The sequence below is a fragment of the Brevibacillus sp. AG genome (assembly GCF_028369215.1).
In the GTDB taxonomy this organism is placed as follows: domain Bacteria; phylum Bacillota; class Bacilli; order Brevibacillales; family Brevibacillaceae; genus Brevibacillus; species Brevibacillus porteri.
In genome coordinates this window covers 182,568-208,893 of record NZ_JAQMYO010000004.1, presented here as the reverse complement: position 1 = coordinate 208,893, position 26,326 = coordinate 182,568, and the positions used below count along the sequence as shown (strand labels likewise).

Sequence of the window (26,326 nt, the reverse complement as noted above, 5' to 3'; positions counted from 1 at the left end):
TTTATTTCCCTCCTTGTGCCTTTGCGGCCAGCATTTCTGTAACAAATGCCTCGAAATTAGCGTAGCGGTAATCCGGAAAAGCGTAGAGCCAGTTCTCTTGTCCGTACCACTCCAAAACGACAGACTGCACACCCGCTCCTACCGCAGCCAGTACATCATAGCGACTGTCACCGATCATCATGGCTTGCTCGGGACGTTTGTCCAGTGCCACCAGTGCTTTTTGTACAGGCTCAGCCGACGGCTTGCCTCGTGATACATCATCGACAGTGACGATTGCCTCAAACAGATGCTCAATCCCCGCCATCTCCAGACCAGCCAATGTAAACTCCCGTTGCTTGTTCGTGACGATCGCCATCGTGAAGCCCGCCGCCTTCAGCTTTTCCAACCCTTCGCGAACAAACGGAAACAGTTTGACATGTTCTTCATGATGCTCCCGTACATAGGCGAAGTATCTCTGCAGCACTTCCTTTTTGTCAGGTACGCCTGCTGCTGTAGCAACTACCGCCAAAAAATCATCAAACGATTCGCCAAAACGCGCGAGCAGCTCTTCCCTGCTAAAATGTCCCGGTGCGTACTGCTCAGCCGTAAAAGCAACGGCATCCACGACCGCATCCCGACTGTCTAGCAAAGTCCCGTCCAAATCAAATAACAACGCTTGAATCAAGGTTCACACACTCCTTCCACAGCAGGGGACTTCCGACTGAAACAGCTGTCGCCCCATGCTTTAATACTTCCTCCATCTGTTCCCGCTTGCGAATCAGCCCGCCAGAAATGATTGGGGTATCGATAACACTTCGAAATTCTTCGATAAACTCCGGCAGCAAAGCAGGCATCAGCTCAACGGCGTCAGGCTGTGTATCCTGCAGGGAGGTTAGGCCTGATTTAATCGAGTCGCTATCGACCAAAAACAATCGCTGAATCGTCAGCAGGCCTTGCTTTTTCGCCAGCTTGACCAGTGTGTTGCGCGTAGTGACGATCCCATCTGGCTTGACGTAATGCGCCAGAAATGCGATTCCTTCCCGGTCATGACTGATTCCGCCAATCCGCTCCAAATGAAGAAATACAGGGATATTTTTCGACTTAAAATAATCCACATAGCCTTTGATCACACCAATGTTACCAATCGAGAGTACCGCAGCACTCAAATTTGCCTCTGCCGCTTTTTCCAGGTGCTTCGCTTCTTTTACGGAAGCGATTAGCTTGTACTGTGCCAGTTTTGCATGAAATTGTTCCTGGTTCACTCGCTTAAGCCTCCTTATGCCCAAGACAAAAAACCCTGCGACATGACAATGCCAAAGAACTCTCGATGAAAGTGCTTGGAAAGGCTGTCGGGGGTTTCTCCATGGCTCCAACCGAAGGGATTGTTCACTTGTTACTTTGAATGGTACTGTACGAGCGTTAAGGAATCTTAAAGCAAATGTTAATAAACGGAAAAGTTCATGTAAGGATGGAATTGACGGAACGGAAGAGCGGATGTATGATCCATCTATATTCAAATAATCAAATATTCGAAAATACGAAAAGAAGGGTTGCAATCATGAAGTGGGCACCAAGATTCGAAGGCTACGATCTCGTTTCCTTTCGAAAAGACTGTGTATCAGGCTTAATCGTCGGCATTATCGCGATACCGTTGGGCATGGCATTTGCTATCGCCTCCGGAGTAAAGCCTGAGTACGGGATTTACACGACCATTATCGCCGGAATATTGATTTCTCTCTTCGGCGGTTCCCGTTATCAAATCGGGGGACCTACGGGCGCGTTTATCCCGATATTATTTGCAATCGTCATGCAATACGGTTATGCAGACTTGCTCCTCGCTGGATTCATGGCAGGAATTCTCCTTGTTCTCATGGGGGCTCTACGGCTGGGAGGGCTGATCAAATTCATTCCGCGCCCCGTCATCATCGGATTCACTTCGGGGATTGCTGTTATCATCTTCTCTGGTCAAATTGCCAACTTTCTCGGCCTGGAACAACTGCAAAGACACGAGGATTTTTTGTCCAACATGCGGGAAATCGTCCTTCATCTAAACACGATTCATGTATACAGCGTAGCCATCGCTATTTTGAGTCTCGCCCTTATTTTGGTGACTCCCCGATTCTTCCGTAGCATACCGGCCTCTCTCGTCGGACTCGTAGTCTCCAGTGTCGTTTCCGTCCTCTTTTTGGAAGGAAAGGTAGCGACAATTGGCTCTACCTTTGGAGAGATACCGAATACATTACCCGGCTTTCATTTTCCTGAAATCACATGGGAACGTGTCCAAAAGTTACTGAGTCCGGCCTTGATCATTGCTATACTAGGAGCGATAGAGTCTTTATTGTCTGCTGTCGTCGCCGATGGGATGACACGCAGTCGCCACAACAGCAACCGGGAATTAATCGGCCAAGGAATTGCCAACATCGTGACTCCGTTATTTGGGGGAATTCCGGCTACTGGCGCGATTGCGAGAACAGCCACCAACATTCGAACCGGGGCAACCTCCCCCATGTCTGGCATCATTCATGGTCTGGTCGTTTTGCTCATCCTGGTGCTGTTCGCCCCTTACGCCTCGCACATTCCGTTGGCGAGTATGGCGCCGATCTTGATGCTGGTTGCCTGGAATATGAGTGAGCGCAAGGAATTTACCCATATGCTAAAAGCGAAGACGAGCGATTCTCTTGTGCTGGTGCTCACCTTCCTTTTGACCGTTTTCACCAATTTAACCGTCGCTATTGAAGTAGGGTTGGTGCTGTCTATCCTGTTATTTGTCAAACGAACACGCGATAGCTTGCGGGTAGCTCAGGTGCTGCCTGATCCCTCGTCCAAGCACGACAAAGTCATGCCGCATATGGTTACCGAGGGGCACGATTGCCCGCAAATCAGCATCTACACGATTGAGGGTCCGCTGTTTTTCGGGGATGCCGACTTGTTTGAAAGCTCCCTCACGCAAACCCTTCAACGACAACCAAAGGTATTGCTGCTGCGGATGGGAAAAGTCCCCCTGATGGACATGACCGGGGAAGCGAATTTGTCGCGGATTGTGAAACAATGTATGGACCAAGGGACAACAGTCCTTATTTCCGGAATCCAATCTGGCCCCAAGAAAATCTTGCAGCGTACGGGGCTATATGGCCTCGTAGGCGAAGCTCATTTTTTTGCTCATACTGGAGACGCGATCACGTATGCCCTCAGTTTACTGGATACTGGGAAGTGCCTCGGATGCAAGCATTTTGCCTTCCGCGAATGCACGCGTCTATCCGCTCCTACTGAAACTTCCACATGATGTTACGATCGGAGGAACCTATCATTGAATTTGGAACTACAACAATTTAAAGCGAATTTTTTCAAGGCGTTGGGTCATCCCCTGCGGATTCGGATTCTGGAACTGCTGGCGGAAGGAGATAAGAATGTAAACGAGCTTCAGACACTCATCGGGAGTGAAGGCTCCGCTGTTTCCCAACAGCTCGCCATTTTGCGGAACAACAATATCGTGTACGGAACGAAGGACGGAAACAAAGTCACCTACTCGCTGCGTGATCCGATGATCATCGAGCTATTGAGTGTGGCCAGACAAATTTTTAACAATCACCTGATTGATACGATCTCTATGCTGGATCGTTTTAACGAGGAATCATCGCTTGAGTCAACATAGGGGAGGAGAAGAAAAAGCACGGTTCTCTTCGACTCTGACACGCTAGCGTGGATGATTGACTGCTCGTCTCCATTTCAAAAAGGGGACCGTCGAGCCAAAGCCACCCTACGGGCGGAAGTTTTTCGAGGAAGAAGTGTTCGACAAGCGGGTCCCCTTTTTGAAATTCCGACTGGGTAGGCGTTGTCAAGGTCTACGAGCTCTGTGCTTTTTCTTCTCACCAGCTTTAGTGGTTTATCGATACTTTTTAAAACTACCAAAAAGCCCAGGACCTGTAATCGTCCTGGGCTTACCTATTGTTACTGGGAAACGGCAATGACTGCATCCAATGCGATCAGCGCTTCTGCTTCAATGGCTTTTGCCATCACATCGGTGTGCGGGTTATAGGATTCGATCAGGTCTGCATCTGCATACCCGTCAATCGCCAAAATAGAGCCTGCCTTCATACCACGGAGAGCCGCAATCACGAAGAGAGCGGTGTTTTCCATCTCGACTGCCAAAACGCCAGCTTTTTGGTACAGCTTGTGCGGGAACTCCAACACCCCACTATAAAAGACATCGAGTGTCAGCGTGATTCCTTCGAATACCTTCAAGTCTGATGCGTTTGCTCCTGCTGCTTGTACAAGCGCGTCCACGACATGGCGATTGGCAACAGCCGGGAATCCCGCCGGAACCAACTGACTGGTCAAGCCATCTTGGCGAACCGCTGCGGAGCTGATGACGAGGCTGCCTGTCTCGATTTCTTTTTGGTATGACCCGGCAGTTCCTACACGAATGATGACCTGAACGCCGCCCTTCGCCAGCTCCTCGAAGCATACGGCCGCTCCCGGTGCACCTACCCCATGGCTCACTACCGCTACCTCAACGCCTTTCCACGTACCCGCATAGCTGTGATATTCACGGTTTTCCCCGATTTGACGCTGATCGTCGAGTTTCGAAGCAATCAAAGCTGCACGTTTTGGATCACCGCACACGATGACGCGCTTTGGCAGTTGTTCTGGATCTACCTTTAGATTCGTCAACATCTCAATCGAACTCCTTTTTCTCCCACTCATCCTCTGGGATCGGCAACGCTTCACCGGAGAACCGCTCTTCACGAAACGGGTCTGCGATCAAGTGAAAACCATTTTGCTCCCAAAAGCCGGGCTTGTTTTCGGTCATAAATTCAATTCCTCTGATCCACTTCACACTTTTCCAGAAATACAGATGAGGAACAACCAGGCGAAGCGGCCAACCGTGCTTATCCGTCAGTCTCTCTCCATCAAAGGAATGAGCCAGCAGCACATCATCACGCTCCAGATCCGCAAGCGGCACATTGGCGGTATAGTCGTGATCACCGTGCAGCATGACGAAGTTCGCTCGCGGAGTCACGCCAATTGCTTGCAAAAAATCACGAAAACGCACGCCTGTAAATGCATTGTCAAAACGGGACCAACGCGTCACGCAGTGAATGTCGCTCGTCACTGTCACCTGTGGCATCGCCATGATCTCTTCGTAGGAGAGCGTCACTTCCCGGTCTACCTCACCGAAAACACGCAGTGTCCATTCGCTCATGTCATACACCGGCACGTCTCCCTCATGCAAAATGGGAAACCGCTCTGTCAGGATTTGTCCTGGCGGAAGTCGTCTGGCGAGTCCCGGTCCCACTGGGGCGGGTACTTTCATTCTTTTGATCCGATCTGCCTTGTTCATAGCGCATTTCCCCTTGTCTTCGCTGTCTATATGACCTGTGTTTAACGGGTGCTCTGCTGATTATCGCTGCCGATCTGACTCTTGTTTTTCAAGAAGAACATCGCCACAATCGTCAGCACGTATGGCAGCATGGCAGTGAACTGGGTCGGAAGCGAAAAGCCCTGCAACCGAATACTAAGGGCATCCATCAACCCGAACAAAAAGCTCGAAGCCAAAATACCGAGTGGATGCGACTGCCCCATCATCATCGCTACCAATGCGATAAAGCCCCGGCCAGCCGTCATTCCTTCTGTAAACATCGTGACTTGCCCCAGTGAAAGCTGTGCCCCTGCAATCCCGCACAATGCTCCACTCATCACAATCGCCAGCATCTGAAGTCCCGTCACTTTCAGACCGAGACTGCGTGCCGCAACGGGATTCAGACCAACTGCGAGGACGCGGAAGCCCGTAACCGTCCGATAAAAGAACACATACAACAGAATGGCAGCCAAAAACGCAAAATACACGAGCGGCGAATGACCAGAGACAATGCCTCCGATGACTGGAATATCGTGAATGAAAGGAATCTCGACGGTTGGCAAGCCAACCATATCCTTATCGTAAAACGCCCCTTTGACACCGAAGATCGCCCGCAGTGCAAATGTCGTCAACCCCAGCGCGAGAAAGTTAATCGCCACACCGACGACGATTTCATTCGCCCTAAGCTTGATCGTCATGTACGCGAATAAGAGAGAAAAGACAATGCTGACCAGCGCTGCAATCAAAACGGCCAGAAAGAGATTCCCGGTAAAATGATTGCCGACGATCGCGGAAAAGGCACCGACCAGTACCAATCCCTCCAAGCCAACATTAAAAATTCCGACACGTGCGCAGAGCGCTCCACCCAAAGCTGCCAATAAGATCGGCGTGACCATCCGAATGGTAGAACTGAGGAGGGACCAATCAAAGAGCTCCATGCGATTCCCCTCCTTTTGCCTTCCGCTTTTTCCACCAGTCGTAGCTGAACTTGGCGGAGATGAACAATATCAATACGGCTTGTATAACACTTGCCAGCTCCAGCGGCACATCCGTATTGCGCTCTACACCCATGGCTCCTGTCTGAAAAGCAGCAAGCAGGATCGAAGTCACAATGATGCCAAGCGGGTGCGAGTTCGCAAGCAGAGCGGCCATCAGCCCCGTCCAGGCGAACCCTGGTACAGTCAGGGCACCGTCAACAAAACGATAGTGCGCCCCCATTACCTCTACGGTTCCCGCCAAGCCAGCCAGTCCACCACTGGCAAACATCCCGGTCAGCATCACCCGAATGCGATTAATTCCTCCGTATTGAGCAAACAGCGAGTTTTGACCCAGCATCTTCACTTCATAGCCAAAAGGCGTAAAACGAAGTACCCAGAACAACAGCAGCGCTGCAACGATCGCAAACAAAAACCCTGCATGCACGCTCATCCCGGCAAACAGCTTCGGAAGCCAAGCGCTTTTCTCCAGCATGACGGTCTGTGCCAGTGCCGCAGAACCTGAGCGATCCCGGAATGGCTCTGTCACGAGATAGCTCGCAAACAATACCGCGATATAGTTGAAGAGCAACGTAGAGATGAGCAACGGAATACGAAAGCGGGCTTCCATAAAGCCTGGCAACAACGCCCAGAACCCACCGACTGCCATCCCTGCGAAAATACCCGCCACAATTTTGATCATTCCCGGTGCTGGCAAGTAGATCGCGACTAACGCAGCACTGACGGCACCCAGCACCATTTGCCCTTCCGCCCCAAGATTGAATACCCCTGCCCGAAATGCGAGGGAAAGACCCAAGGCAATCAGCATGATAGGCGTGGCTCTCGCTAATGTAGACGTAAAGAAATAAAAACTGCCAAAGGCCCCTTTCCACATTTCCTGGTAGGTGCCCAAGATCGATTCGCCAACTGCAGCAATGACCAGCGCCCCGGTCAACAAACCGATGACGACAGCCAAGAACGGCTGAACCAATGACTTAGATAGCTCTTTGATTGCTGCCATGAATGCTTCCCCCCGCCATGATCACGCTGATTTTTTCTTCGGTTGCCTCCAGGCGTGAAAGCTCTCCAGCGATTCGCCCTTTATACATGACCAAAACCCTGTCAGACAAGGCGAGAATTTCGGACAACTCGGAGGAGACGAGCAAGATCCCGTCTCCCTGATTGCGCTTTTCAATCAGCGCCTGATGGATGTACTCCATGGCACCGATATCCACCCCTCGCGTAGGCTCAGCCGCAATCAAAAACGGGGTTTCATGTCCCAGCTCCCTTGCTACGATCAGCTTTTGCAAATTTCCACCTGACAGATTCCCTGCCAGCTCCTGCAATTGCCGAGAGCCAGTCTTGATGGCAAACTGCTCAACCCAGCCTTTTACGACTTGGCGGAATTTCTCCCGCAAAACGACGCCTCGGCAGTTGTAAGCAGGCTTTCTCTGATAGCCCATCAACGCATTTTCCTCGACGCTTGAGAGTTTGGCCGTTCCCCACAGGTAACGATCCTCCGGAATATGCGCCAAGCCGGCATCCCGAATGGTGGCTACTGATTTATTCGTCACATCTTTGCCGCCTAACCGCACCGTACCCTCCTGTGCCGCACGCAAACCACTGATCGCTTGTAGCAGCTCGGATTGACCATTCCCGGAAACACCTGCAATTCCTACGATTTCGCCGTGATGCACGGTAAAGCTGACTTGATCGAGCAATGTCTGCTTTTCTCGAACCGTGAGATTCTCCACCTGCAACAAGGGGCCTTTATCCAGAGGAACTCGCTCAGCTAGCTCCTGCAATTCACGTCCAACCATCAATCTTGCCAAATCATCCGCATTTGTCTCATTCCGCGAAACCGTTCCCGTCACTTTGCCTCCGCGCAGTACCGTAATACGATCGGCTACCTCCATGACTTCCTGCAACTTATGTGTAATCAAAATGACGCTCTTGCCACTCTCTGCCAGGTTTCGAATCGTTTGCAGCAGGTCGCGTACCTCCAGCGGAGTAAGTACAGCGGTAGGCTCGTCCAGCACGATAATATCCGCCCCTTGATACAGGACCTTAAGAATTTCGACCCGTTGCTGTTCCCCAATCGAGCAATTCGCTACCTTGGTCTGCGAATGAATCGGAATGCGATACTGCTCACTAAGCGCACGCACCTTGTCCTCCGCGTCATTTCTTTTGAAAAAACCCGCTTGCTTCGGCTCGTAGCCGATCACGATATTTTCAGTCACACTGAATTCTCCGAAGAGCATAAAGTGCTGGTGAACCATCCCAATTCCATTTCGAATCGCGTCCTCTGGTCCGCGAAAAACAACTGGCTTTCCGTTTAACACGATCTCTCCCGACGTCGGCTGCTCCATCCCGTACAGCATCCGCATCAGTGTCGTTTTTCCCGCTCCATTTTCCCCGACAATCGCGTGGACTTCTCCTGCTGCCAGTGAGAACGACACCTTGTCGTTGGCGGTAAAATCTCCGTACTTCTTGGTCATGGCCCTCATTTCCAAGCGATCGGTCATTCCCACTCCCTCATTTCTGTACGTCCTTTTATGAAAATGGAAGACCGACTACACAGCCGTAGTCGGTCACATCCATCACTGTGCACAAGCTTTAAATAATCGTTCAAAAAGTTGGCTTTTCAGCACCGAACTACCTTTTTAGAATTTATCTGGTACTTCGCGGGTGCCTGCTACAATTTCATCGCTGATCGCTTTCACTTTATCCACTACTTCTTGTCCAATAAAAGCGTTCAGAGGCGTTTTGCTTTCGTGCGTGACATAGGTTACGCCAACACCTTTTTCTTTCAAGCCGTACGCAACAACACCTGGTTTGAACGTTCCTTCTACAAAGTTCTTCACGGTTTCATAAGCTGCCGCGTCGGTCCCTTTCAATTGGGACAGAACGATATGCTCTGGATCGATCGTCGTACGGTCAACGTCCTGACCTGCTGTGAAGAAGCCTTTTTCCTTCGCCGCTTCGAAAACGCCGAGGTCGCCTACAGCTGCTGCACCGTTAATGAAGTCAGCGCCTTTGGAAGCTTGGAGCAAAGCCAATTCTTTCGCTTTTGCCGGGTCAGTGAAGCTTCCTACATAGTTGACCATCAGTTCTGCCTTTGGATTCGTCGCTTTCAAGCCCTCTTCGAAGCCGACTGTCCATTTTTTCAACTGCGGAATATCGAGAGCGACAACCATACCTACTTTGTTCGTTTTCGTTGCCAGACCTGCTGCTGCTCCCACCAGGTAAGCCGCTTCCTGCTCGCGGAAGGTAACACTGCGAACGTTTGGCAAATCCACTACGGTATCAATAATCGCAAAATTACGGTCAGGATTTTCGGTTGCTACTTTTTTCAATGCATCCTCTGATGTAAAGGAAGAAGTGATGATCAAATCATAATTTTCTGCAACAGCCACGCGCAAATTCTCTTCAATCGCTCCATGGTCCGTAGATTCAATCGTTTTCACTTCTGCGCCCAGCTCTTGTGCGGCTTTCTTTGCACCATCATCCATTTGTTGGAAGAACGGGTTCACACCAATTTTCTCGGGCAAAATCAAGGCAATTCGCTTTTTGTCCGCGCCCTCTTGTCCTGCTGCTTGTCCTCCTGGCTGATCTGCAGGTGCGCTTGTGCCAGTCGAGCACCCTGTTGCCAATACTGCGAATGTCGTTAATGCCAGCAATAACTTCTTCATGATGTATCTCTCCCTATCCGAACTTTACGTTTTTCTTTATCCTATTAGGTAATGTACGGCTTTTTACCCATTTTTTCAATAGTATTTACGAATATTCTCTTATAAAATTAATTTATTGTTCGTTTATTTACTCCTCCCCTTTTACAAATACAACAAAAAAACTCTTCCCGGAGGAAGAGTTTGCGTACGTAGCCGTTCTCTTCCTCATCTGTCAAAACCATGGTACAGGTTTTGCAGGAATTGGCACCTTTCTGTTCATGCATAGACATGATCAGTGGTTGCCGGGCATCATCGGGCCAGTCCCTCCGCCGCTCTTGATAAGGTAGGTGAATATATTTAGTTACAATGGAATTCATTCTAGCAGAACGGTTCGAAAATGCAATTCTTTTTTCTCAATTCCAAACACTTCTAAAAGTGAATAAAAGTTTAAACAGTCGTCTTTCCAGCATCGAGAAACCTATTTCACGTGAAAGGTTTGCTGGAGACGATGAGACAACGTATTCAGCTCGCCCAGCTCTTCCGTAATCTCACGCACTTTTTGATGCTGGTTTTCTGCTGTCGCAAACAGCTCTTCTAAGTTGGCTACCGATTCCTCGGTTACAGCTGTAATGGTCGACATCTCGATGGCAACTTCTCCGGAACGCACTTTTACCCGGTCCATGCTGGAGCTTACTTGATCAGCTGCTTGCAGGAAGGCCATCATCCCGGCACGCACTGCTTCGATGGAGGCCACTGTTTTCACGGCCAGTTCTTGGCCTTTTGCAACAGACGTTTCCCCATTGCTCATATGCTGCACCGCATTCTCACTTTCCTGGTGGAGTGATTTCAGAATGTCGGTAATTTCCTGCGTAGCTGTCGCGCTTTGTTCTGCCAGCTTGCGTACCTCATCCGCTACAACAGCAAATCCCCGTCCATGTTCGCCTGCACGCGCCGATTCAATCGCCGCATTCAGCGCCAAGAGATTCGTTTGTGTCGCGATCTGATTAATAGCGCCAACAATTTCCTCTACACGGTTCGCCTGCCGATTGAGCTGGTGAATCGTGGAGGCTGCTACATTGACTGCCTGCACAATTTGCTCCATCTGCGAGGACAGCTCGTTCATCATCTGAACGCTTTCAGTCAGACGACGGTTGTTTTGTTGCGATTCCGTTTTCATTGCGTTGGTCTGTGTTGTGACTGCCTCGATTTCCTGGTCGATGGATTGAACCTCTTCTTCGATTTTCACCGTAGAATTCGCCTGCGATTCCATACCTGTAGCGACTTCCTTAAAGGCCACCATCATTTCATCTGTATTGCGCTTCGTACCTTCCGCATGCTCATGCACATGATCGCTTGTACGATCCAGCTGTTCCGTCATTTGCTGGATGTTCAAAAGCATTTCTCCCAGACGGCGCTCCTTCTCTTCCGCTTCCTGCCTTGCGTCATCAGCTTTTCGCAAGGAGGCTTGTCCGGCGAGACATAGATACGTGACGGCTCCCATCATCATGAGAATCGTGACAATACGCATAAGCAAATTGAGCTCCGAAAAATCACCTTCGAAAATCTCGTAGGTTCCCGTATAAAATCCAACAATCGTAACGATGATTTGGGCAATTCCCGCTGTAACTACCAGCTTCCAGTCCAAATAGGCTGCCAAAAAGCCCATGACGATAAAGGCGAGGAAGGTAACCTCCTGGTAATCGGTAAAGTGATCGAAGGAAATAGCATAAAACATAAGTCCGATTGCTACCAGATAACGAATGACATGACTATCTTTGCGAATGAAATAATACGGCGAAACAATTAAAGTGACCAGCAATCCCAAGGACGTCACTTTCCAGAAGTTCACATCCACTTGGTAGGCAATGAGTCCCGCCATCCACAAATGATTCCATAGGATGAAAATCATAAAGCCTTCTTTGTCAGTCAAGGTATTGCGAATCAATTGAATCATAATTGCCCCCCTTTTCCTTTTTACTTATGTATCGGATTCTTTCCCCATTATATAGCCAAACCTTTGCCAAATTTGTGAAAAAAGTGAGAACAGCCAAAAACAATTTCGAATAGGCTATTACACAACTCACACGTACAGGAGGCAAACGGAGAAAAGTGGAACTCAATCAATTGCCAGCTACCGTGCTGACACGGACAATTAGCCGTCAGAACACCACCATTTACTACCCGCAATTGGCAGGCCTAGCCAACCAGCAAGCGGAAAAAGATACCAACCGGGCGATTTATCAAACGGTTCAAGGCTTAATTCACGAGCAGCAACGGGTCCAGGTACCGGGAAATACAGAAATGCAAGGAAGCTACGAAATCAAGACAAACGAACGCGGCATTTTCAGTGTCGTGTTGAGCAACTACGCCTACACACCGCAAATGGCTCACGGCATGACCTTTCTCGGGTCAATCACCGCAGACATCCAAACAGGCAAGCTGTATACGCTACGTGAATTATTCAAGCCAGGAAGCGATTACGTCAAGGTGATTTCTGAAAACATCAAGCGTCAAATCAAAGAAAGAAGCATCCCCACACTCAATGGCTTTACTTCGATTAAGCCCGATCAAGATTATTACCTAGCCGACAAAGCACTGGTCATCTACTTCCAGTTGTACGAAATTACGCCTTACTACGTCGGTTTCCCCATGTTCCCCATTTCGGTTTATGAACTGGAACCACTCATCAATGAAAAAGGACCATTGAGTATCTTATCCGCGGATTAATGTATCACTGGGTGTACTTGTGGCAAAAGAGAAAGCACCACATGGGTGCTTTTTCTACTAATTAATAGTAAGCTTGTACGGATTCTTTTTATCAAAATCAGTTGCGCTATGTCCATAAACCTTGATATATACCTGATCACCAAGACCTAACTGGAAGCCCAGAACATCGGTTGCACCTGGTCCAAAATCGTTAGGATTATATGTTTGATTCACTTTTCCGTTTGCAGAAATATAGATCAAATCAAAATCATAGTTTTGGTTCTGTGGAGATTCCAATTGTACAACGATACCCTGTCCAGTTCGATTATCATATTTGTACCAATCTACATCATTGCTATCAGAAATAGTATGGGACAGTGGATTATGAATTTTGATAAGAACGGCCTTATCCTGCGTATCTCCATAACCGTCACTAGCAAAAGCCGATTGTGTACCCATTGCCAACGCTGCCAATACCATGCAAGAAGACAAAATTCTTTTAAAAGAAAGTTTCATTTGGAGTTCTCCTCATTATCTATTTATTTACATTTTTAGTATATTTATAAATGGATAATTTTTCAACAAGTGAACTTTTTTAGAAAACATTACCTTTTGTGCCCCTTGCAAGGGGCATTTTGTTTGCATAAAATCCATAATTTCGCCATCGAATAAACGTTTACTTATATGTCCCGAACTGCTAGTATGTTATTGTACATATTTACTTAAGCAATAAAGTGTACGATATATCGGACCAGCTTTCCTGGAGGTATATATTCATGCAATATTATGGTCATCGAATCAGCCAAACCGCAAGAATATTCAGTAAATCGTTAAATGGGACTATGTCTCCCATGGGATTATACAGTTCGCAATGGGGGATTATCCTTTGCTTGCATTACCGTGAATCGCTCACCCAGGTTCAATTGAGTAACTACCTGAATGTGGAAGCGCCGACGATTACCCGGACACTCACCCGATTGGAAGAGATGGGCTGGATTATTCGCTCAGAGGGTGATGACAAGCGTGAGCGCTATGTGTCCTTGTCTCCGCAAGCAGTCGAACGTTTCCCGGAATGGCTGGAAGCTGCCAAAGAGCAAGAGGAACTGGCACTCCGCGGCCTTGACGAAGCAGAACTCGCTATCTTTAACCGCGTACTGAAGAAAATGAACGATAATTTGCAGCCATTGTAGCAAGTAAAAAATGACTTCTCCCAAAAGCAGTTTGGTGAAGTCATTTTTTGTTAGCCATTTTTCCTTGTGCTATGGATGATGGTGTTGAGCTCTTGTTCCAATTGAATCAGTTCAAGCTGTATCTGTTGCTTTTGCAATTGTTTTTTCTGTTGCAGCACTTGTTTTTTCAAATCATTTGATTCTTTGTCATTTGCCTCTTTCGCTGTAGAAGTATCCTGGTCCGGTTCCACCTGTCCAGTCGAGCCTATAGCAGCTAGGAAGGCACCCAAAACTGCGATCCACCCGCCTACTGCTACCAGCTCATTCGCCAGATTTTTTTCGATCATTCTTCTTCCCTCCGTTTTTGGATGGTTCCTCCTGTAAATTCTTCTTTATATCTTGTATACTGTCTCGTAATTGAGCAATTTGCTGTTCAATTCGTTTGAATTGCATATCTTCATCATTGTCATTGCCATTCTTATTCTTCCCATTGATTTGCTTGTTCAATTGAATGAGCGGCTGCGGCTGCATCAACTTCTCCTTGTCACAGGCAGGCTTTTGACTTAATCTGGTTGTTTTATCGATGGCGAGTATGACAAAGCCAATCGAAATGATCCAAAGTGCTATTACAGCGGTATCGTCATTCTCATCACAAAAAAACATAGATACCTCCATGCCAACAAAAGGTCGTGGTTTGATTATTGGCCCTTCTATACAATACGCTTCTGCCTAATTCCTCGTGACATCGGGATCATTACTTTCCTGATGTTGTTCTGTCATGCAAAAAGGCTCCCCACCAAGCACACTCGTGCCCAGCAAGAAGCCTATTCGTTATGATCGTATTCGTTATTGCATGCGTTTTGCGATATTGCGAGCCATCCAGACCCCAGCAGCTCCGGCCTGTGCCAGACCACGTGTAATTCCGGCACCATCCCCGCCACAGAACAATCCCTTGATTTCCGTTTCGAATTCCTCCGTCAGTTTCGGACGTGCCGAGTAGAATTTTGCTTCCACTCCGTAGAACAATGTGTGCTCGGAGGCAATTCCCGGTGTTACCTTGTCCAGAGCTTCCACCATCTCGATCAAACTTTTCATCGTATTGTAAGGCAACACGAGTCCCAAATCACCCGGTACCGCTTCCTTCAGAGTAGGCTCCAAGAAGCCTTCCTTAATACGCGACTCAGTAGAACGGCGACCGCGCAAGATATCGCCGTACTTTTGTACGATGACCCCACCGTTTGACAGATCATTCGCTCGCTTGCAAATTTCTCTCGCGTACTCATTCGGCTTGTCAAACGGCTCTGTAAACGTATGCGATACCAAGAGCGCAAAGTTCGTATTCATCGAGCCCAGCGCTGGGTCTTTGTAAGAGTGCCCGTTTGCTGCCATCACTCCACTATGGTTTTCCACGACTACGTGACCGGATGGATTGCTGCAAAACGTCCGTACACGCGTTCCGACAGATGTATTGAAAATGAATTTTCCTTCGTACAAGTGTTCATTGATTTCGCGCATGACGACATCGGACGTCTCCACACGTACGCCTACGTCGACTTGATTGTTGTACATTTTCAGGCGACGCTTTTTCAGGATATCCGTCAACCAAGCGGAGCCATCGCGTCCTGGTCCGATTACCACGTAATCAGCTTCATACTCCTGGCCGTTTTTCAAGACGACACCTTTTACCTGATGTCCGTCTGCTTCTTTCACCGTAATGATGTCCTCGACCTCCGTCTTGAACATCATGTCGACATGCTTTTTCAAATGCTCGAAGATCGACTGGAGAATCTCCAGGTTTTGCTCCGTTCCCAAGTGACGTACCTGTGCTCGCAACAGCTTGAGTCCTGCTGCATAGCCGCGCTGCTCGATGCTCTTGATCGTCTCTGTGGTCGGGTCCGTAATCGAGTGGGTAGCCCCATGCTCCAAATTGATTTCATCTACGTATTTGATCAGCCCAAGTACAGTGGAAGGGCTGAGATAGTCTGTCATCCAACCGCCAAATTCGGTGGTGATGTTAAATTTGCCATCGCTATAGGCGCCTGCTCCACCAAAACCACTGGTAATCGAACAGGCCGGCAAACAGCCTGCGAATTCTTTTTTTCCTGCTGGCGGCGGGCAGAGCTTGATCTTTTCTTCCAAGATCGGACAGCGTCTGCTATAGATGTCATGCCCTTTATCAATCAACAGCACCTTGGCATTCGGTGCTTTTCGCATTACCTCGTAGCATGTAAAAATCCCTGCTGGTCCTGCTCCTACAACGATCACATCATACTTGTTCATTTCGTTCCCTCCCCAAAAAAATGCAAAAAATTCCCGGCCGACGAATAGGGTATACCAAACCTGCCCTATTCGTAGCCGGGAATTTACGGTTCCCTGTAGAGACCCTCAAACCATATTTCTGAGGATATACGAATACAAATCACTATTTCATTCGTCAAGCCTGTGTTGTTCTTCACAACAATATGTATAGTAGCTTATAAGGTGAATCAAGTCAACCGAAAACAGCCTATTTATTCGTCTTTTAAAGTTATTTTTATCGTAAACATGACTTTACAATCCGTTAACACACCAAAACCCGAACGTTTAAAAGCGAACATTCGTTATTTTTATACATGACGCTCATCTGCTCAGGAAGGAATCAATCACAAACGAATAGAATAGAAAGAATTTTAAGAAATATTTTTTGATCATTATTTTTCCAAAAAAGGATGAGGCCTGTACATGCGGGATTATCGCTATTATCAGTCTGCCTTTGCCGGTGTTCCCAAGCCGTTCGCTTTCGTCGACCTAGATCTGCTGGAGGAAAATGCGGAGCAAATCAGTTTGCAAAGCAATGGAAAACCCGTTCGAATCGCGAGCAAGTCGATCCGAAGCGTTGCCATTCTCAAACATGTATTGCAGTTGGACGATTGCTTTCGTGGTCTCATGTGCTATTCCGCTCCTGAGGTGCTTCACCTGTGCGAGGCAGGCTTCGATGACCTGCTGCTTGGCTATCCCCTCTGGGAAAAAAGCTGGCTTTTGTCCATCTCCTCTGAGATTAAAAACGGACGCTCCATTACTTTGATGATCGACTCTCTCCCTCATGTCGAACAGCTCGAACAAATCGCCCGGGAAACAGGAACCAGACTGCCGGTCTGTCTCGATATCGACATGTCGTCAGATGTGTTGGGGCTTCATTTCGGCGTCTGGCGCTCTCCTCTTCGCTCTCTCGAGGCGTCCCTCTCCCTTGCCAAGCGCGTTGCTTCCTCCGATCATCTCTACCTAGATGGTGTCATGGGGTACGAAGCTCAAATTGCTGGCGTAGGTGATCGATACCCTCGTCAATTCCTGAAAAACAGCATCATTCGTCTTCTCAAGCAATATTCCGTGAAAGAAGTGGCTGCTCGACGTGCCACACTGGTGCATGCCATTCGCGAGCTAGGCATTTCTCTGCGCTTCGTAAACGGTGGAGGAACGGGCAGCTTGCACTTGACCGGGAAAGAAGACGCTGTTACAGAGGTGACAGCAGGCTCCGGATTTTTTTCGCCTGGGCTCTTTGACTACTTTCAAGATTTTCGGTTTCATCCTGCTGCCGGATTTGCTCTGGAGATTATCCGCAAGCCCACAGAGCATATCTACACATGTGCCGGCGGAGGCTACATCGCCTCTGGTTCTGCTGGGCGTGACAGACTCCCCAAGCCTTACTTGCCAACGGGAGCAAAGCTGTTCCCCAACGAAGGAGCAGGTGAAGTACAGACACCGATCCACTATCAAGGCATGGAAACGCTGGAGTTGGGAGACCCGATCTTTTTCCGCCATGCCAAAGCAGGAGAGCTCTGCGAACGTTTTACCCGGCTGTATTGCATCTCTGGCGGGAAAATCATCGAGGAAGTGACCACCTATCGGGGGGATGGATTATGCTCACTGTAAAGAAGCACGCGAATCACTGGACCAATTGGACAGGAAATGTACAAAGCCAGCCAAAGCAAATCGCGATGCCAGAGTCCGTAGATGAGGTCGTGCAGCTTGTCCTTGCTTGCCAAAAGGCAGGTACACGGATTCGAGTCGTCGGTTCCGGTCATTCCTTCACGCGGCTCGTCCAGACAGAAGATTGCTTGCTATCCCTGGATCATCTCCAAGGAATCGTCAGTGTAGATCCTGCCTCTGATACCGTTGAAGTCTGGGCAGGCACCAAGCTCAAGACACTCGGACACCTCCTGCATCAAGCGGGCTACTCCCAAGAAAACCTCGGAGACATTAACGCCCAGTCCATTGCAGGGGCCGTCAGCACCGGAACGCATGGCACAGGCATTCATTTTGGCAGCATCTCCACACAAGTCGTCGGGCTGACAGTCGTGACCGCCTCCGGCGAGCTTTTAGAAGTATCCGAGCAATCCCGTCCGGAGCTGTTCAAAGCCATGCAAGTCTCTCTTGGTCTCTTGGGCATCATCGTACGCATCAAGCTGCGTGTCCTCCCAGCCTATCGCCTGCGCTACCAAAGCCGTCGCATGCAGCTAGAGGAGTGCCTGTCCTCTCTGGAGACGTTTAAAACCGAGCATCGGCATTTCGAATTTTTTATCTTCCCGTATTCGGATACCGTTCAGGTGAAATTCATGAACGAGACCAACGATCCCCCCAGCGGCAATCAACGATGGAGCTATTTGAAAAAAATGGTGGTGGAAAATGGGCTGTTTTGGCTCTTGTCCGAGAGCTGCCGATTGCGCCCTTCTCTCACCAAAAGCGTCAGCAGGCTGTCCGCCCAAAGCGTTCCCTCTGTTCATGAGAGCGGCTACAGCCATCAGCTTTTCGCCACCCCTCGCCTTGTTCGTTTTTACGAAATGGAATACTGCCTACCCACTGAGCATATGGGCGATGTCATACTGGAGCTACGTCAGGCGATTGAGCAGGAACGCTTTGCCGTTCATTTTCCGCTGGAATGCCGGTACGTCAAAAAGGACGACATCTGGCTCAGTCCCGCTTACGAAAGGGATAGTGCCTTCATTGCCGTCCACATGTACAAGGGCATGCCGTACGAAGCATACTTTGCCCGGATGGAGGAGATTTTCGCCCGATATGGCGGACGTCCACACTGGGGGAAAATGCACAGCATGACCGCCGAACAGCTCCATCAGGTCTATCCGCGCTTGCCCGATTTCCTCGTCATTCGCTCTGAACTCGATCCTGACGGCTTGTTCGTGAACCCGTATCTAGCAGAGCTGTTCAACATCTCCTGAAGACAAACCTTACGCCACAAAAATGCCCCGACCATATCATCATGGCAGGGGCATTTTTCTATTGAGCAGGATGGCTTAGCCTTGCGTTGGGAGATTCGGTTGATGCGCCTTTTTGCGTCCATAGCGCACATAATAGAAGGTATAGAACAGCACAAGTGCACCAATTCCGTAGAAGAGTCCAATTCGCTGTGTCGGGTCAAACGCCGGGAAGATCAGAATGAATGTGCATAGCGCCAGACACAGGAGCGGCATCACCGGGTAAAACGGTGCGACGAACTGTAAATCTTCTATTTTTCCACCCTCACGCAAGTATTGACGGCGGAAATTGAACTGAGAAAGAGCAATTCCCATCCATGTGAAGGTAACCGCAATACCGGATACAGACATAAGCAGCACGTATACCGTATCCGCTGCAACTACGCTGGTTAACAGAGACAGAAGCGAGAACGCCAGTGTCGCCAAGAGTGCGTTCAAGGGCACTTTACGCTTGGTCAACTTCCCAAAAACAGGATGCGCCATATTGCTATGGGAAAGTGACCACAACAAGCGAGTGGCTGCGTACAAGCATGAGTTACCGACAGACAACAAAGCCGTCAAGATAACGAAGTTCATGATATCCGCTGCAAAAGGAATCCCCACTGCATCAAATACCGTCACAAACGGGCTCTCCAAGAGTCCCAGCTCACTCGATGGAAAGAGTGCAGACAAGATCGTGACTGACGCCACATAGAACACGAGAATGCGAAACACAACGTTGCGAACCGCCCGCGGAATGGTCTTCTGCGGGTCTTCTGCTTCACCGGCTGCAATTCCGATCAATTCAGAGCCTTGATAAGAGAATACGACGTTCATCATCGTCACAAAGACGATCGCAATGCCAAACGGGAATAGTCCCCCATCTGCCGAGAAGTTGGAGAGAAACGGAGCGGGTCTTCCTTCCATACTGACAATACCGAATATAGCACCTAGTCCGACAATAATAAACATAAGTACAGCGAATACTTTAATTCCGGCAAACCAGTATTCGGTTTCTGCAAACCCTTTTGTCGTTAGCGCATTGAAGGCAAAGAGCAAAACGATAAAGAGCGCGCACCAAATCCAGATCGGCGTATCCGGGAACCACCTTTGCATGACCATGCCCGCGGCAGTGAACTCTACCCCGGCCGTTGTAGCTGACCCTAGCCAATACATCCATCCCAGTGTAAACCCACTCGCCGGACCAATATACTTGCTGGCATAAGCTTGGAAAGAGCCTGTTACTGGCATTTTTACAGAAAGCTCACCCAGGCACGTCATGACCAGATACAGCAGAACCCCGCCGACAATATAGGCGAGAAGCGCCCCACCAGGTCCAGCCTGATTGATCGTGAAGCCAGCATTGAGGAAGAGCCCTGTCCCGATCACGCCACCTAACGACAGCATAAACAAATGGCGACTTTTCATGGAGCGTTGTAGCTGTGCGTCTCTTTCATTCCCAGTGTTCATATGATTCCTCTCTTTCACCAGCTTATTAAGAGGTCTATCAGGGGTCTATAAAAGAGGAGAGAACTGCCTGCGCTAGAAACGCAGGGACAGGCAGCTCAATCCTCCGTCTTGTTTACGGAATTCAGACATATCCAGCTCAATCACGTTGTAGCCAGCGTCAGTGATTTGCTTTTTCGTGCTCTCAAAGCCTTTTGGAATGATGACGTAGTCGTTGATATGGATGCAGTTCGCAGAGTACTCGACTTCTTTTTCCACGATCAGATGCTTGTATTGGCTAAACACTTCAGAATCGATGAACTCCCCAGCCAGAACCAGCAAGTCATTGCCGAGGTAGGCAATACCTGTTTTCAGGTGGAAAAACTCTTTCAACGGGACAATCGTGACCTCATATCCGTATTTGGAGAGAATCTCGCGGAACTGGATCGCTCCTTCTTCATTCGTGCGTGTCGACAGACCGACATAAAAATGGTTGTCTACTTGCATAACGTCTCCACCATCTAGGAAGCCAGGGGCCTGAATATATTCAATCTTGTCATAGAAACGAGGAAGCACCAATTTCATATCCTCAATTTCACCATTGCGGCTTTCTGCACCGGGATTGGTGATGACGGCGCACTTTTCCGTGAGGACAGCTGAATCTTCCACAAACGTAGAATCCGGGAACCGCTCGTCCGCTTCCAGAACGGTTACATCCAGACCTGTCTGTTTCAGCGCTTCTACATAAGCGGCATGCTGTTTAAGAGCAAGTTCAAAATCAGGTGTACCCAAATCAGAAGTCGTCAAACCATTTACATAGCTATTTCCCGGTTTTCTTACAATCGCACGTGAAAATTTCATGATGATAGATCTCCCTTCTGTTTTCGAATCTTGCTTTTGTCTAACAGTGGGCGACGGAGAAACGAGCATGTAAACGCTTCCGCTTCTGCTACTTTTGCTTGTTCATCGCCACCATGTTGCATTCATTCTCCTCTGAGCAATCACTCAGAAGTATTCCGCATTGTGGAATCTCTTCTGCAATACAAAATTACACTCTTAATGTAAAATAGTTTCAAATTTTTTGTCAACGAATTTTTATCTGGTCTAAATTATATTGATTCGGCTGAAAAATTCTGATAGATTGAGGTCATATTAAGCTGGCGTGACATTCGAAAAGCAGTCACTATGCAACAAAGCCAGGAGGTAACGTACGTTGGTACAATCGATTGACCGGGCGATGAGCATCATCTCCGTCCTGGTATCAGATCCAAACAAGCAGCATTGGTCCATCTCGGAAATTGCTGAACAAACGAACCTGCCACTAAGTACCGTACACCGTTTAATAAGCAGCCTCATCAAGCATGGACTCATCCTCCAGGTTCCTGAGAGCAAGCAGTACAAGGTCGGCTATACGTGGATGGAAATCGGGCTGCGCATCCTGGACAAGATGGACATGCGCGCTGTCGCCCGAACTGTCATGGAGCGATTGGCAGCAGATGTACGAGAAACCGTCTATCTGAACATTCCACAGGGCTCTCATGCCATCGTACTCGAACGAGTGGAAGGTCCCATGTCTGTCAGAAGCATGGATAATCTGGGCGAGCGTATTCCGCTACATATCGGTGCGGCAAACAAAACGATTCTCGCCAGCATGAATCCGACCGAAGCAGAGCAAATCGTGACCGATTTAATCCCGGATGCAGAAAAACGTCGCGAGCTGTTAGAACGACTGCCAGAAATCAGACAAAACGGCTATGCAGTCAGCTACGGTGAGAAAACCGAGGGCACCGCATCCATTGCCGCTCCTATCTTCGGTGTCAACCAAAAGGTCGTGGGCGCTTTGAGTATCGGCGTTCCGAGCTATCGGATCAACGAACAACTCTTGTCCTCACTCATTGAACAAACCCAACAAAGTGCCCAAGAAATTTCCCACAAGATCGGTGCCTTACCTTAATTTTTTTGCCCACTAACCGGAAACGGTTTTCACTATACGGAAAACGGAGGCGTTTTTTATGCAAAAATGGCAAACAAAAGAGCAGCTCGTTGATCTCTTGTGCAATTTGGTAAGCATTCCAAGCATTACAGGATCAGCTGCCGAGAAGGACTTGCCTAGCTACGTCGTCGATCAATTGCGCACCCTGCCTTATTATCAAGCCAATCCCGATCATGTGCGTGCGAATCCGACCGGGGACGGGCGCCATTTTGTCACTGCTCTGGTTAAAAAAGAAGGTGTACGGGACACCGTCATTCTCGTCAGCCATTTTGATGTGGTCGATGTCGAGGATTACGGTGCTTGGATGAAGCATGCTTTTGATCCGAAGACCCTCACTCCTCTCTTCCTGCAAAACCAAGCGGATATGCCAGCAGACGTTCAACAGGATATTCGTACCGGCAACTGGCTGTTTGGCCGTGGCACCATGGATATGAAATGCGGACTGACGCTGCACATGTCGATGATTGAGCAAGCGATTGCGGGAGAGTTCGACGGCAACATTTTGCTTCTGACCGTCCCTGACGAAGAGGTGAATTCTGTCGGGATGCGTGCAGCAGTCCCAGCACTGTTGAAAATCGCCGAAGAGTTCGACCTGAGCTACACGACCGTGCTCAACTCCGAGCCGATGTTTACCCGCTATCCAGGGGATACGAATACGTACTTGTACACAGGCTCCATCGGAAAAGTGCTGCCAGGCTTCCTCTGCTACGGCAAAGAAACACATGTCGGCGAGCCTTTTGCTGGGTTAAACGGCAATTACATGGCCTCTCAAATTACATGTGAGCTGGAGCTGAACACATCCTTCTGCGAGGTCGTCGAGGGAGAAGCATCTCCTCCGCCGACAAACCTGATTCAAAAGGATCTGAAAAAAGAGTACTCTGTACAAATTCCGCATCGTGCTGTGACACTGTTCAACCTGTTCCTGCTGGAAAAGCAAATGGAGGATGTCGTAGAGCCGCTGCTGGAATCCGCAAGAAATGTCGCAGAGCGCATGAAACAAAACTACCTCAAGCACGCGAGCCAGTTTGCCAACTTTGCGCCTTTTAGCCCGCGCGATCTGTCCATTTCCGTCATGACTTACGAAGAATTGTATGCCTATGCGAAGAAAACGTACGGGGAAGAAAAGCTGCGCCAGCTGGAAGCAGATGTCATCGCCAACCGCAGCGACAAGGACGATCGCGACACCACGATCGAGCTGTTGGATCAATTAGCGATTCTGTGCAAAGAACTGTCGCCGATGATGATCTTGTTCTTCGCTCCGCCGTTTTACCCGGCAGTCAGCTCGCGCAATCATCCTCTGATCCAGCAAACGATGGAAGAGATGAAAGCATACGCGAGAGATCAGCACCAGGTCAATTTGGTCAAACAAAACTACTTTGGCGGTATCTCTGACTTAAGCTACGTCGGACTTCAATATCCGGCGGCATCCATGAAGCCATTGGTAGCGAACATGCCTTTATGGGATAACGGCTACTCCATTCCGCTTCAAGAGCTCGAAGCTTTTGATGTACCTGTCATGAACCTCGGTCCAGTCGGACGTGACGCCCATCAGTGGACAGAACGTCTGGACATCGACTATGCATTCGATACGTTAAAAGACATGCTTCCTCGTTGTATCCAGTCTCTTTTGCAAAATGGGAAAGCATGGAAAGAATAGCAAATAGGAAAAGGTTCCTGTACCGATAGATTACTGTCGCACAGGAGCCTTTTTCCTTATAATGAAGAAAAACCATTTCAAGGGAGGGTTACGCATGGAATTTCAAGCGAAAGAAAATGGCTTTGTCACGCAACTGTCCTACGGTGAGCTGCACGTATCGGGTGATGAACAGTATGGCTTTCGCCCCTACCAGCTCTTGGTCTCTTCCATCGCTGTTTGCAGTGGCGGTGTTTTGCGAAAAGTATTGGACAAGATGAGAATGCCGTGCACGGACATGAAAGTAACAGCAGATGTGCAGCGAAATGAGGCAGAGGCAAATCGGGTTGAAAAAATTCACCTCCACTTCATCATTACGGGTGAAAATATGAAAGAAGAAAAAGTGCAAAAAGCCATTGAAGCCGCGAGCAAAAACTGCCCGATGGTCCAATCTGTCAAGGGAAGCATCGTCGTAACCGAGTCCTTCGAATTGGTATCATGATAGGAAATGCAGTGCTAATGCCCACTCCTTTGTTTTTACTTCAAGACATACAGCAGGTCACCTTGTCACCGACAGAAGCATGGACGTTTTCCGGCGGATCTACCCATGCCGTGCTCATCGTGACAAAAGGAACGGGCCGGATGCTGAACGATTTGGATCAAGCCACTCTACTAGATGGAAGTGTGCTGGTTCTTTCTCGAGAATCTGCGAGGCAAGTACGCGCTGATACAGAAGATCCACTCCGTTTCCTCGTATTTTATTTTGATGCCCTGCAACAGTCAGATCAGGTCACCAACGCTTACAGCCCGAGTCTTTCCTGGCATCTGGACCACAGCTCATGTTTATTTCACCAGGTCGATCACGGCACGGAGCTTGCCCTCACGCTGTTTGCCCATCGACAAACCATTGATCCGTTGGAAACTTTTCAAAATCAAATTCGCTTTCAGCAATTGCTGCATCTGATTTGGAGCCATGCAGAACAGCAATCTACCATAGAAACATCAAACGTTGTCGATCAGACTCTTTCTTACATTCATACAAATTATGCGGAGCCAATCACCTTAGACGATTTGGCGAATCGAGCTGGCCTTACCCCTCGGTATTACTCCGAAGTCTTCAAGAAAAAGGTCGGAAAAAGCCCGATCGAATATTTGACGAGCTGCCGGATGGAGCATGCGAAGACGCTACTTCGCGAATCGAATAAACGATTGCGCGAAGTAGCACGCCTGGTCGGTTATGCCGATGAGTTTTACTTCAGCAGACGCTTCAAACAGCAGATAGGCGTGTCGCCAACTGTCTTTGTCCGCATGAATCAGAAGCAAATGGCGCCCGTCACCTTCCACTATGCCGAGTATTTATTGGCACTGGGAATCAGACCGGTTGGCGCTTCGGAAGAGCAGGTCACTTATTTACGCGAGCAATTGCGGATGAAAGAGGCAGATGAGATTGTCAGCCTGCCCGAGAACACGCCAGACTTGATCGAACCATTGCAACCGACGTTTATTTTGACCGAATCGACAGGAGATTGCGCTACTTTCTCCAAGATTGCACCTACTCTTGCACTTCCGTGGCTTGCGCATGATGTATTTGGTCATTTGAACATACTGGCCGATGTGCTTGACATGAAAGATCAGGCACACATGTGGCTCAGGCAGCATGAACAGAAGGTTTTGAAGGCGAAGCGATGCATCGACGCTCATATCCAAAAGGAAGAAACTTTCTTGATCCTCAATGTGCGCCCACAGAGCCTATTTGCATACGGTGCCAGAAATATCGGGCATGTACTATACAAATCCTTGAAGCTGACGCCACCCAGAATCATTCAAGAAGAGTTGACACGCAACCCCAATTTTTGGGCGACTACAATCAACGAGGATCAATTAAGCCAGTACGCAGCAGATTGGCTGTTCGTTCATATTTTTGATGATGATCTCTCACGGGCACACTTCAAAGAGTTAATGAAACAGGATGTGTGGCAACGAATTCCTGCTGTACAAAAAGGGCAAGTGGTCATTCTCAATCCGATTTGGTTTTCGTATGATCCCCTCTCCCTCGACATCCAGCTGGAAGAGATCGTCCAAATTTTGACCCATTCTAACACCACCACATTGTCCAAAGAAATACGGAACATTCTCCATGGATGAAAAGAGTACATTCAGGGTAAGAT

25 protein-coding genes and 2 riboswitches are annotated in these 26,326 nt (G+C 48.7%); of the genes, 10 read left to right on the top strand and 15 right to left on the bottom strand.

What is annotated here, in order from left to right; translation table 11 throughout:
- Position 1: 1 nt before the first annotated feature.
- Together POF51_RS12345 and POF51_RS12340 are read right to left on the bottom strand one after the other, a co-directional pair.
- The gene (locus POF51_RS12345; protein ID WP_069851163.1) at positions 2 to 664 is read right to left on the bottom strand and encodes an HAD family hydrolase; all 663 of its coding nucleotides are present in this window, start codon (positions 662 to 664) and stop codon (positions 2 to 4) included.
- On the bottom strand, positions 642 to 1,241 hold the full coding sequence (locus POF51_RS12340; protein WP_069851166.1) for a glycerol-3-phosphate responsive antiterminator: 600 nt from the start codon (positions 1,239 to 1,241) through the stop codon (positions 642 to 644). The genes POF51_RS12345 and POF51_RS12340 overlap by 23 nt, the downstream gene beginning before the upstream one ends.
- A gap of 296 nt (positions 1,242 to 1,537) precedes the next feature.
- On the opposite strand from POF51_RS12340, the gene POF51_RS12335 reads away from it, so the two are divergent.
- Complete coding sequence (locus POF51_RS12335; RefSeq protein WP_069851169.1) at positions 1,538 to 3,262, top strand: SulP family inorganic anion transporter; 1,725 nt, start codon at positions 1,538 to 1,540, stop codon at positions 3,260 to 3,262.
- A 24-nt stretch (positions 3,263 to 3,286) separates the two neighbouring features.
- A complete protein-coding gene (locus POF51_RS12330; RefSeq protein ID WP_069851171.1) occupies positions 3,287 to 3,631 on the top strand; it encodes an ArsR/SmtB family transcription factor in 345 nt (114 codons plus the stop codon).
- 296 nt (positions 3,632 to 3,927) lie between these two features.
- Here POF51_RS12330 and POF51_RS12325 read toward each other — a convergent pair whose 3' ends face one another.
- The 7 genes from POF51_RS12325 to POF51_RS12295 form a co-directional block, all read right to left on the bottom strand.
- The gene (locus tag POF51_RS12325; RefSeq protein WP_069851173.1) at positions 3,928 to 4,653 is read right to left on the bottom strand and encodes a nucleoside phosphorylase; all 726 of its coding nucleotides are present in this window, start codon (positions 4,651 to 4,653) and stop codon (positions 3,928 to 3,930) included.
- 1 nt (position 4,654) lies between these two features.
- Positions 4,655 to 5,320 carry a sulfite oxidase-like oxidoreductase gene (locus POF51_RS12320; RefSeq protein ID WP_069851175.1) on the bottom strand — a complete coding sequence of 222 codons (666 nt, stop codon included), beginning with the start codon at positions 5,318 to 5,320 and terminating at the stop codon, positions 4,655 to 4,657.
- 41 nt (positions 5,321 to 5,361) lie between these two features.
- Complete coding sequence (locus POF51_RS12315; RefSeq protein ID WP_017252473.1) at positions 5,362 to 6,276, bottom strand: ABC transporter permease; 915 nt, start codon at positions 6,274 to 6,276, stop codon at positions 5,362 to 5,364.
- Positions 6,263 to 7,333: an ABC transporter permease gene (locus POF51_RS12310; protein WP_017252474.1), complete on the bottom strand. Its 1,071-nt coding sequence runs from the start codon at positions 7,331 to 7,333 to the stop codon at positions 6,263 to 6,265. The genes POF51_RS12315 and POF51_RS12310 overlap by 14 nt, the downstream gene beginning before the upstream one ends.
- Complete coding sequence (locus POF51_RS12305) at positions 7,308 to 8,837, bottom strand: ABC transporter ATP-binding protein (RefSeq protein ID WP_069851177.1); 1,530 nt, start codon at positions 8,835 to 8,837, stop codon at positions 7,308 to 7,310. Before POF51_RS12305 ends, POF51_RS12310 begins: the two co-directional genes overlap by 26 nt.
- Before the next feature lie 138 nt (positions 8,838 to 8,975).
- A complete protein-coding gene (locus POF51_RS12300) occupies positions 8,976 to 10,004 on the bottom strand; it encodes a BMP family lipoprotein (protein WP_069851179.1) in 1,029 nt (342 codons plus the stop codon).
- A gap of 201 nt (positions 10,005 to 10,205) precedes the next feature.
- A riboswitch (SAM riboswitch) is annotated at positions 10,206 to 10,328 on the bottom strand.
- Between the two features lie 133 nt (positions 10,329 to 10,461).
- Positions 10,462 to 11,937, bottom strand: a complete 1,476-nt coding sequence (locus POF51_RS12295) for a methyl-accepting chemotaxis protein (RefSeq protein WP_069851181.1) — start codon at positions 11,935 to 11,937, stop codon at positions 10,462 to 10,464.
- A 155-nt stretch (positions 11,938 to 12,092) separates the two neighbouring features.
- Between POF51_RS12295 and POF51_RS12290 the strand changes: the two genes are divergently transcribed.
- Positions 12,093 to 12,710, top strand: coding sequence for a DUF3298 and DUF4163 domain-containing protein (locus POF51_RS12290; RefSeq protein ID WP_069851184.1), 618 nt, complete (start codon positions 12,093 to 12,095; stop codon positions 12,708 to 12,710).
- Between the two features lie 57 nt (positions 12,711 to 12,767).
- Here POF51_RS12290 and POF51_RS12285 read toward each other — a convergent pair whose 3' ends face one another.
- Positions 12,768 to 13,205 (bottom strand): hypothetical protein, encoded by a 438-nt coding sequence (locus POF51_RS12285; protein ID WP_069851186.1) that lies wholly within the window; start codon positions 13,203 to 13,205, stop codon positions 12,768 to 12,770.
- Between the two features lie 260 nt (positions 13,206 to 13,465).
- On the opposite strand from POF51_RS12285, the gene POF51_RS12280 reads away from it, so the two are divergent.
- Positions 13,466 to 13,879 carry a MarR family winged helix-turn-helix transcriptional regulator gene (locus tag POF51_RS12280; RefSeq protein ID WP_007720039.1) on the top strand — a complete coding sequence of 138 codons (414 nt, stop codon included), beginning with the start codon at positions 13,466 to 13,468 and terminating at the stop codon, positions 13,877 to 13,879.
- Positions 13,880 to 13,929: 50 nt separating this feature from the next.
- Here the strand turns inward: POF51_RS12280 and POF51_RS12275 are convergent, their stop codons facing one another.
- The 3 genes from POF51_RS12275 to POF51_RS12265 all read right to left on the bottom strand — a co-directional run bounded on the left by POF51_RS12275 (position 13,930) and on the right by POF51_RS12265 (position 16,138).
- A complete protein-coding gene (locus POF51_RS12275) occupies positions 13,930 to 14,205 on the bottom strand; it encodes a hypothetical protein (RefSeq protein ID WP_017252481.1) in 276 nt (91 codons plus the stop codon).
- A complete protein-coding gene (locus tag POF51_RS12270; RefSeq protein ID WP_069851188.1) occupies positions 14,180 to 14,521 on the bottom strand; it encodes a hypothetical protein in 342 nt (113 codons plus the stop codon). The genes POF51_RS12275 and POF51_RS12270 overlap by 26 nt, the downstream gene beginning before the upstream one ends.
- A 183-nt stretch (positions 14,522 to 14,704) precedes the next feature.
- Positions 14,705 to 16,138: an NAD(P)/FAD-dependent oxidoreductase gene (locus POF51_RS12265; protein WP_017252483.1), complete on the bottom strand. Its 1,434-nt coding sequence runs from the start codon at positions 16,136 to 16,138 to the stop codon at positions 14,705 to 14,707.
- A gap of 52 nt (positions 16,139 to 16,190) precedes the next feature.
- A riboswitch (purine riboswitch) is annotated at positions 16,191 to 16,290 on the bottom strand.
- 289 nt (positions 16,291 to 16,579) lie between these two features.
- Here POF51_RS12265 and POF51_RS12260 point away from each other — a divergent pair.
- Positions 16,580 to 17,767 carry an amino acid deaminase/aldolase gene (locus tag POF51_RS12260; RefSeq protein ID WP_069851190.1) on the top strand — a complete coding sequence of 396 codons (1,188 nt, stop codon included), beginning with the start codon at positions 16,580 to 16,582 and terminating at the stop codon, positions 17,765 to 17,767.
- On the top strand, positions 17,755 to 19,071 hold the full coding sequence (locus tag POF51_RS12255) for a D-arabinono-1,4-lactone oxidase (protein WP_271755413.1): 1,317 nt from the start codon (positions 17,755 to 17,757) through the stop codon (positions 19,069 to 19,071). Before POF51_RS12260 ends, POF51_RS12255 begins: the two co-directional genes overlap by 13 nt.
- Before the next feature lie 75 nt (positions 19,072 to 19,146).
- Here the strand turns inward: POF51_RS12255 and POF51_RS12250 are convergent, their stop codons facing one another.
- Together POF51_RS12250 and POF51_RS12245 are read right to left on the bottom strand one after the other, a co-directional pair.
- A complete protein-coding gene (locus tag POF51_RS12250) occupies positions 19,147 to 20,556 on the bottom strand; it encodes an amino acid permease (RefSeq protein ID WP_069851194.1) in 1,410 nt (469 codons plus the stop codon).
- A gap of 72 nt (positions 20,557 to 20,628) precedes the next feature.
- The gene (locus POF51_RS12245; RefSeq protein WP_069851196.1) at positions 20,629 to 21,393 is read right to left on the bottom strand and encodes a dimethylarginine dimethylaminohydrolase family protein; all 765 of its coding nucleotides are present in this window, start codon (positions 21,391 to 21,393) and stop codon (positions 20,629 to 20,631) included.
- Positions 21,394 to 21,745: 352 nt separating this feature from the next.
- Between POF51_RS12245 and POF51_RS12240 the strand changes: the two genes are divergently transcribed.
- The 4 genes from POF51_RS12240 (at position 21,746) to POF51_RS12225 (ending at position 26,303) form a co-directional block, all read left to right on the top strand.
- Positions 21,746 to 22,486: an IclR family transcriptional regulator gene (locus POF51_RS12240; RefSeq protein WP_069851198.1), complete on the top strand. Its 741-nt coding sequence runs from the start codon at positions 21,746 to 21,748 to the stop codon at positions 22,484 to 22,486.
- A gap of 58 nt (positions 22,487 to 22,544) precedes the next feature.
- Positions 22,545 to 24,182, top strand: coding sequence for a M20/M25/M40 family metallo-hydrolase (locus POF51_RS12235; RefSeq protein WP_271755412.1), 1,638 nt, complete (start codon positions 22,545 to 22,547; stop codon positions 24,180 to 24,182).
- 94 nt (positions 24,183 to 24,276) lie between these two features.
- Positions 24,277 to 24,660, top strand: coding sequence for an OsmC family protein (locus tag POF51_RS12230; RefSeq protein WP_007720051.1), 384 nt, complete (start codon positions 24,277 to 24,279; stop codon positions 24,658 to 24,660).
- 17 nt (positions 24,661 to 24,677) lie between these two features.
- Positions 24,678 to 26,303: an AraC family transcriptional regulator gene (locus POF51_RS12225; protein WP_271755411.1), complete on the top strand. Its 1,626-nt coding sequence runs from the start codon at positions 24,678 to 24,680 to the stop codon at positions 26,301 to 26,303.
- Positions 26,304 to 26,326: the final 23 nt, after the last annotated feature.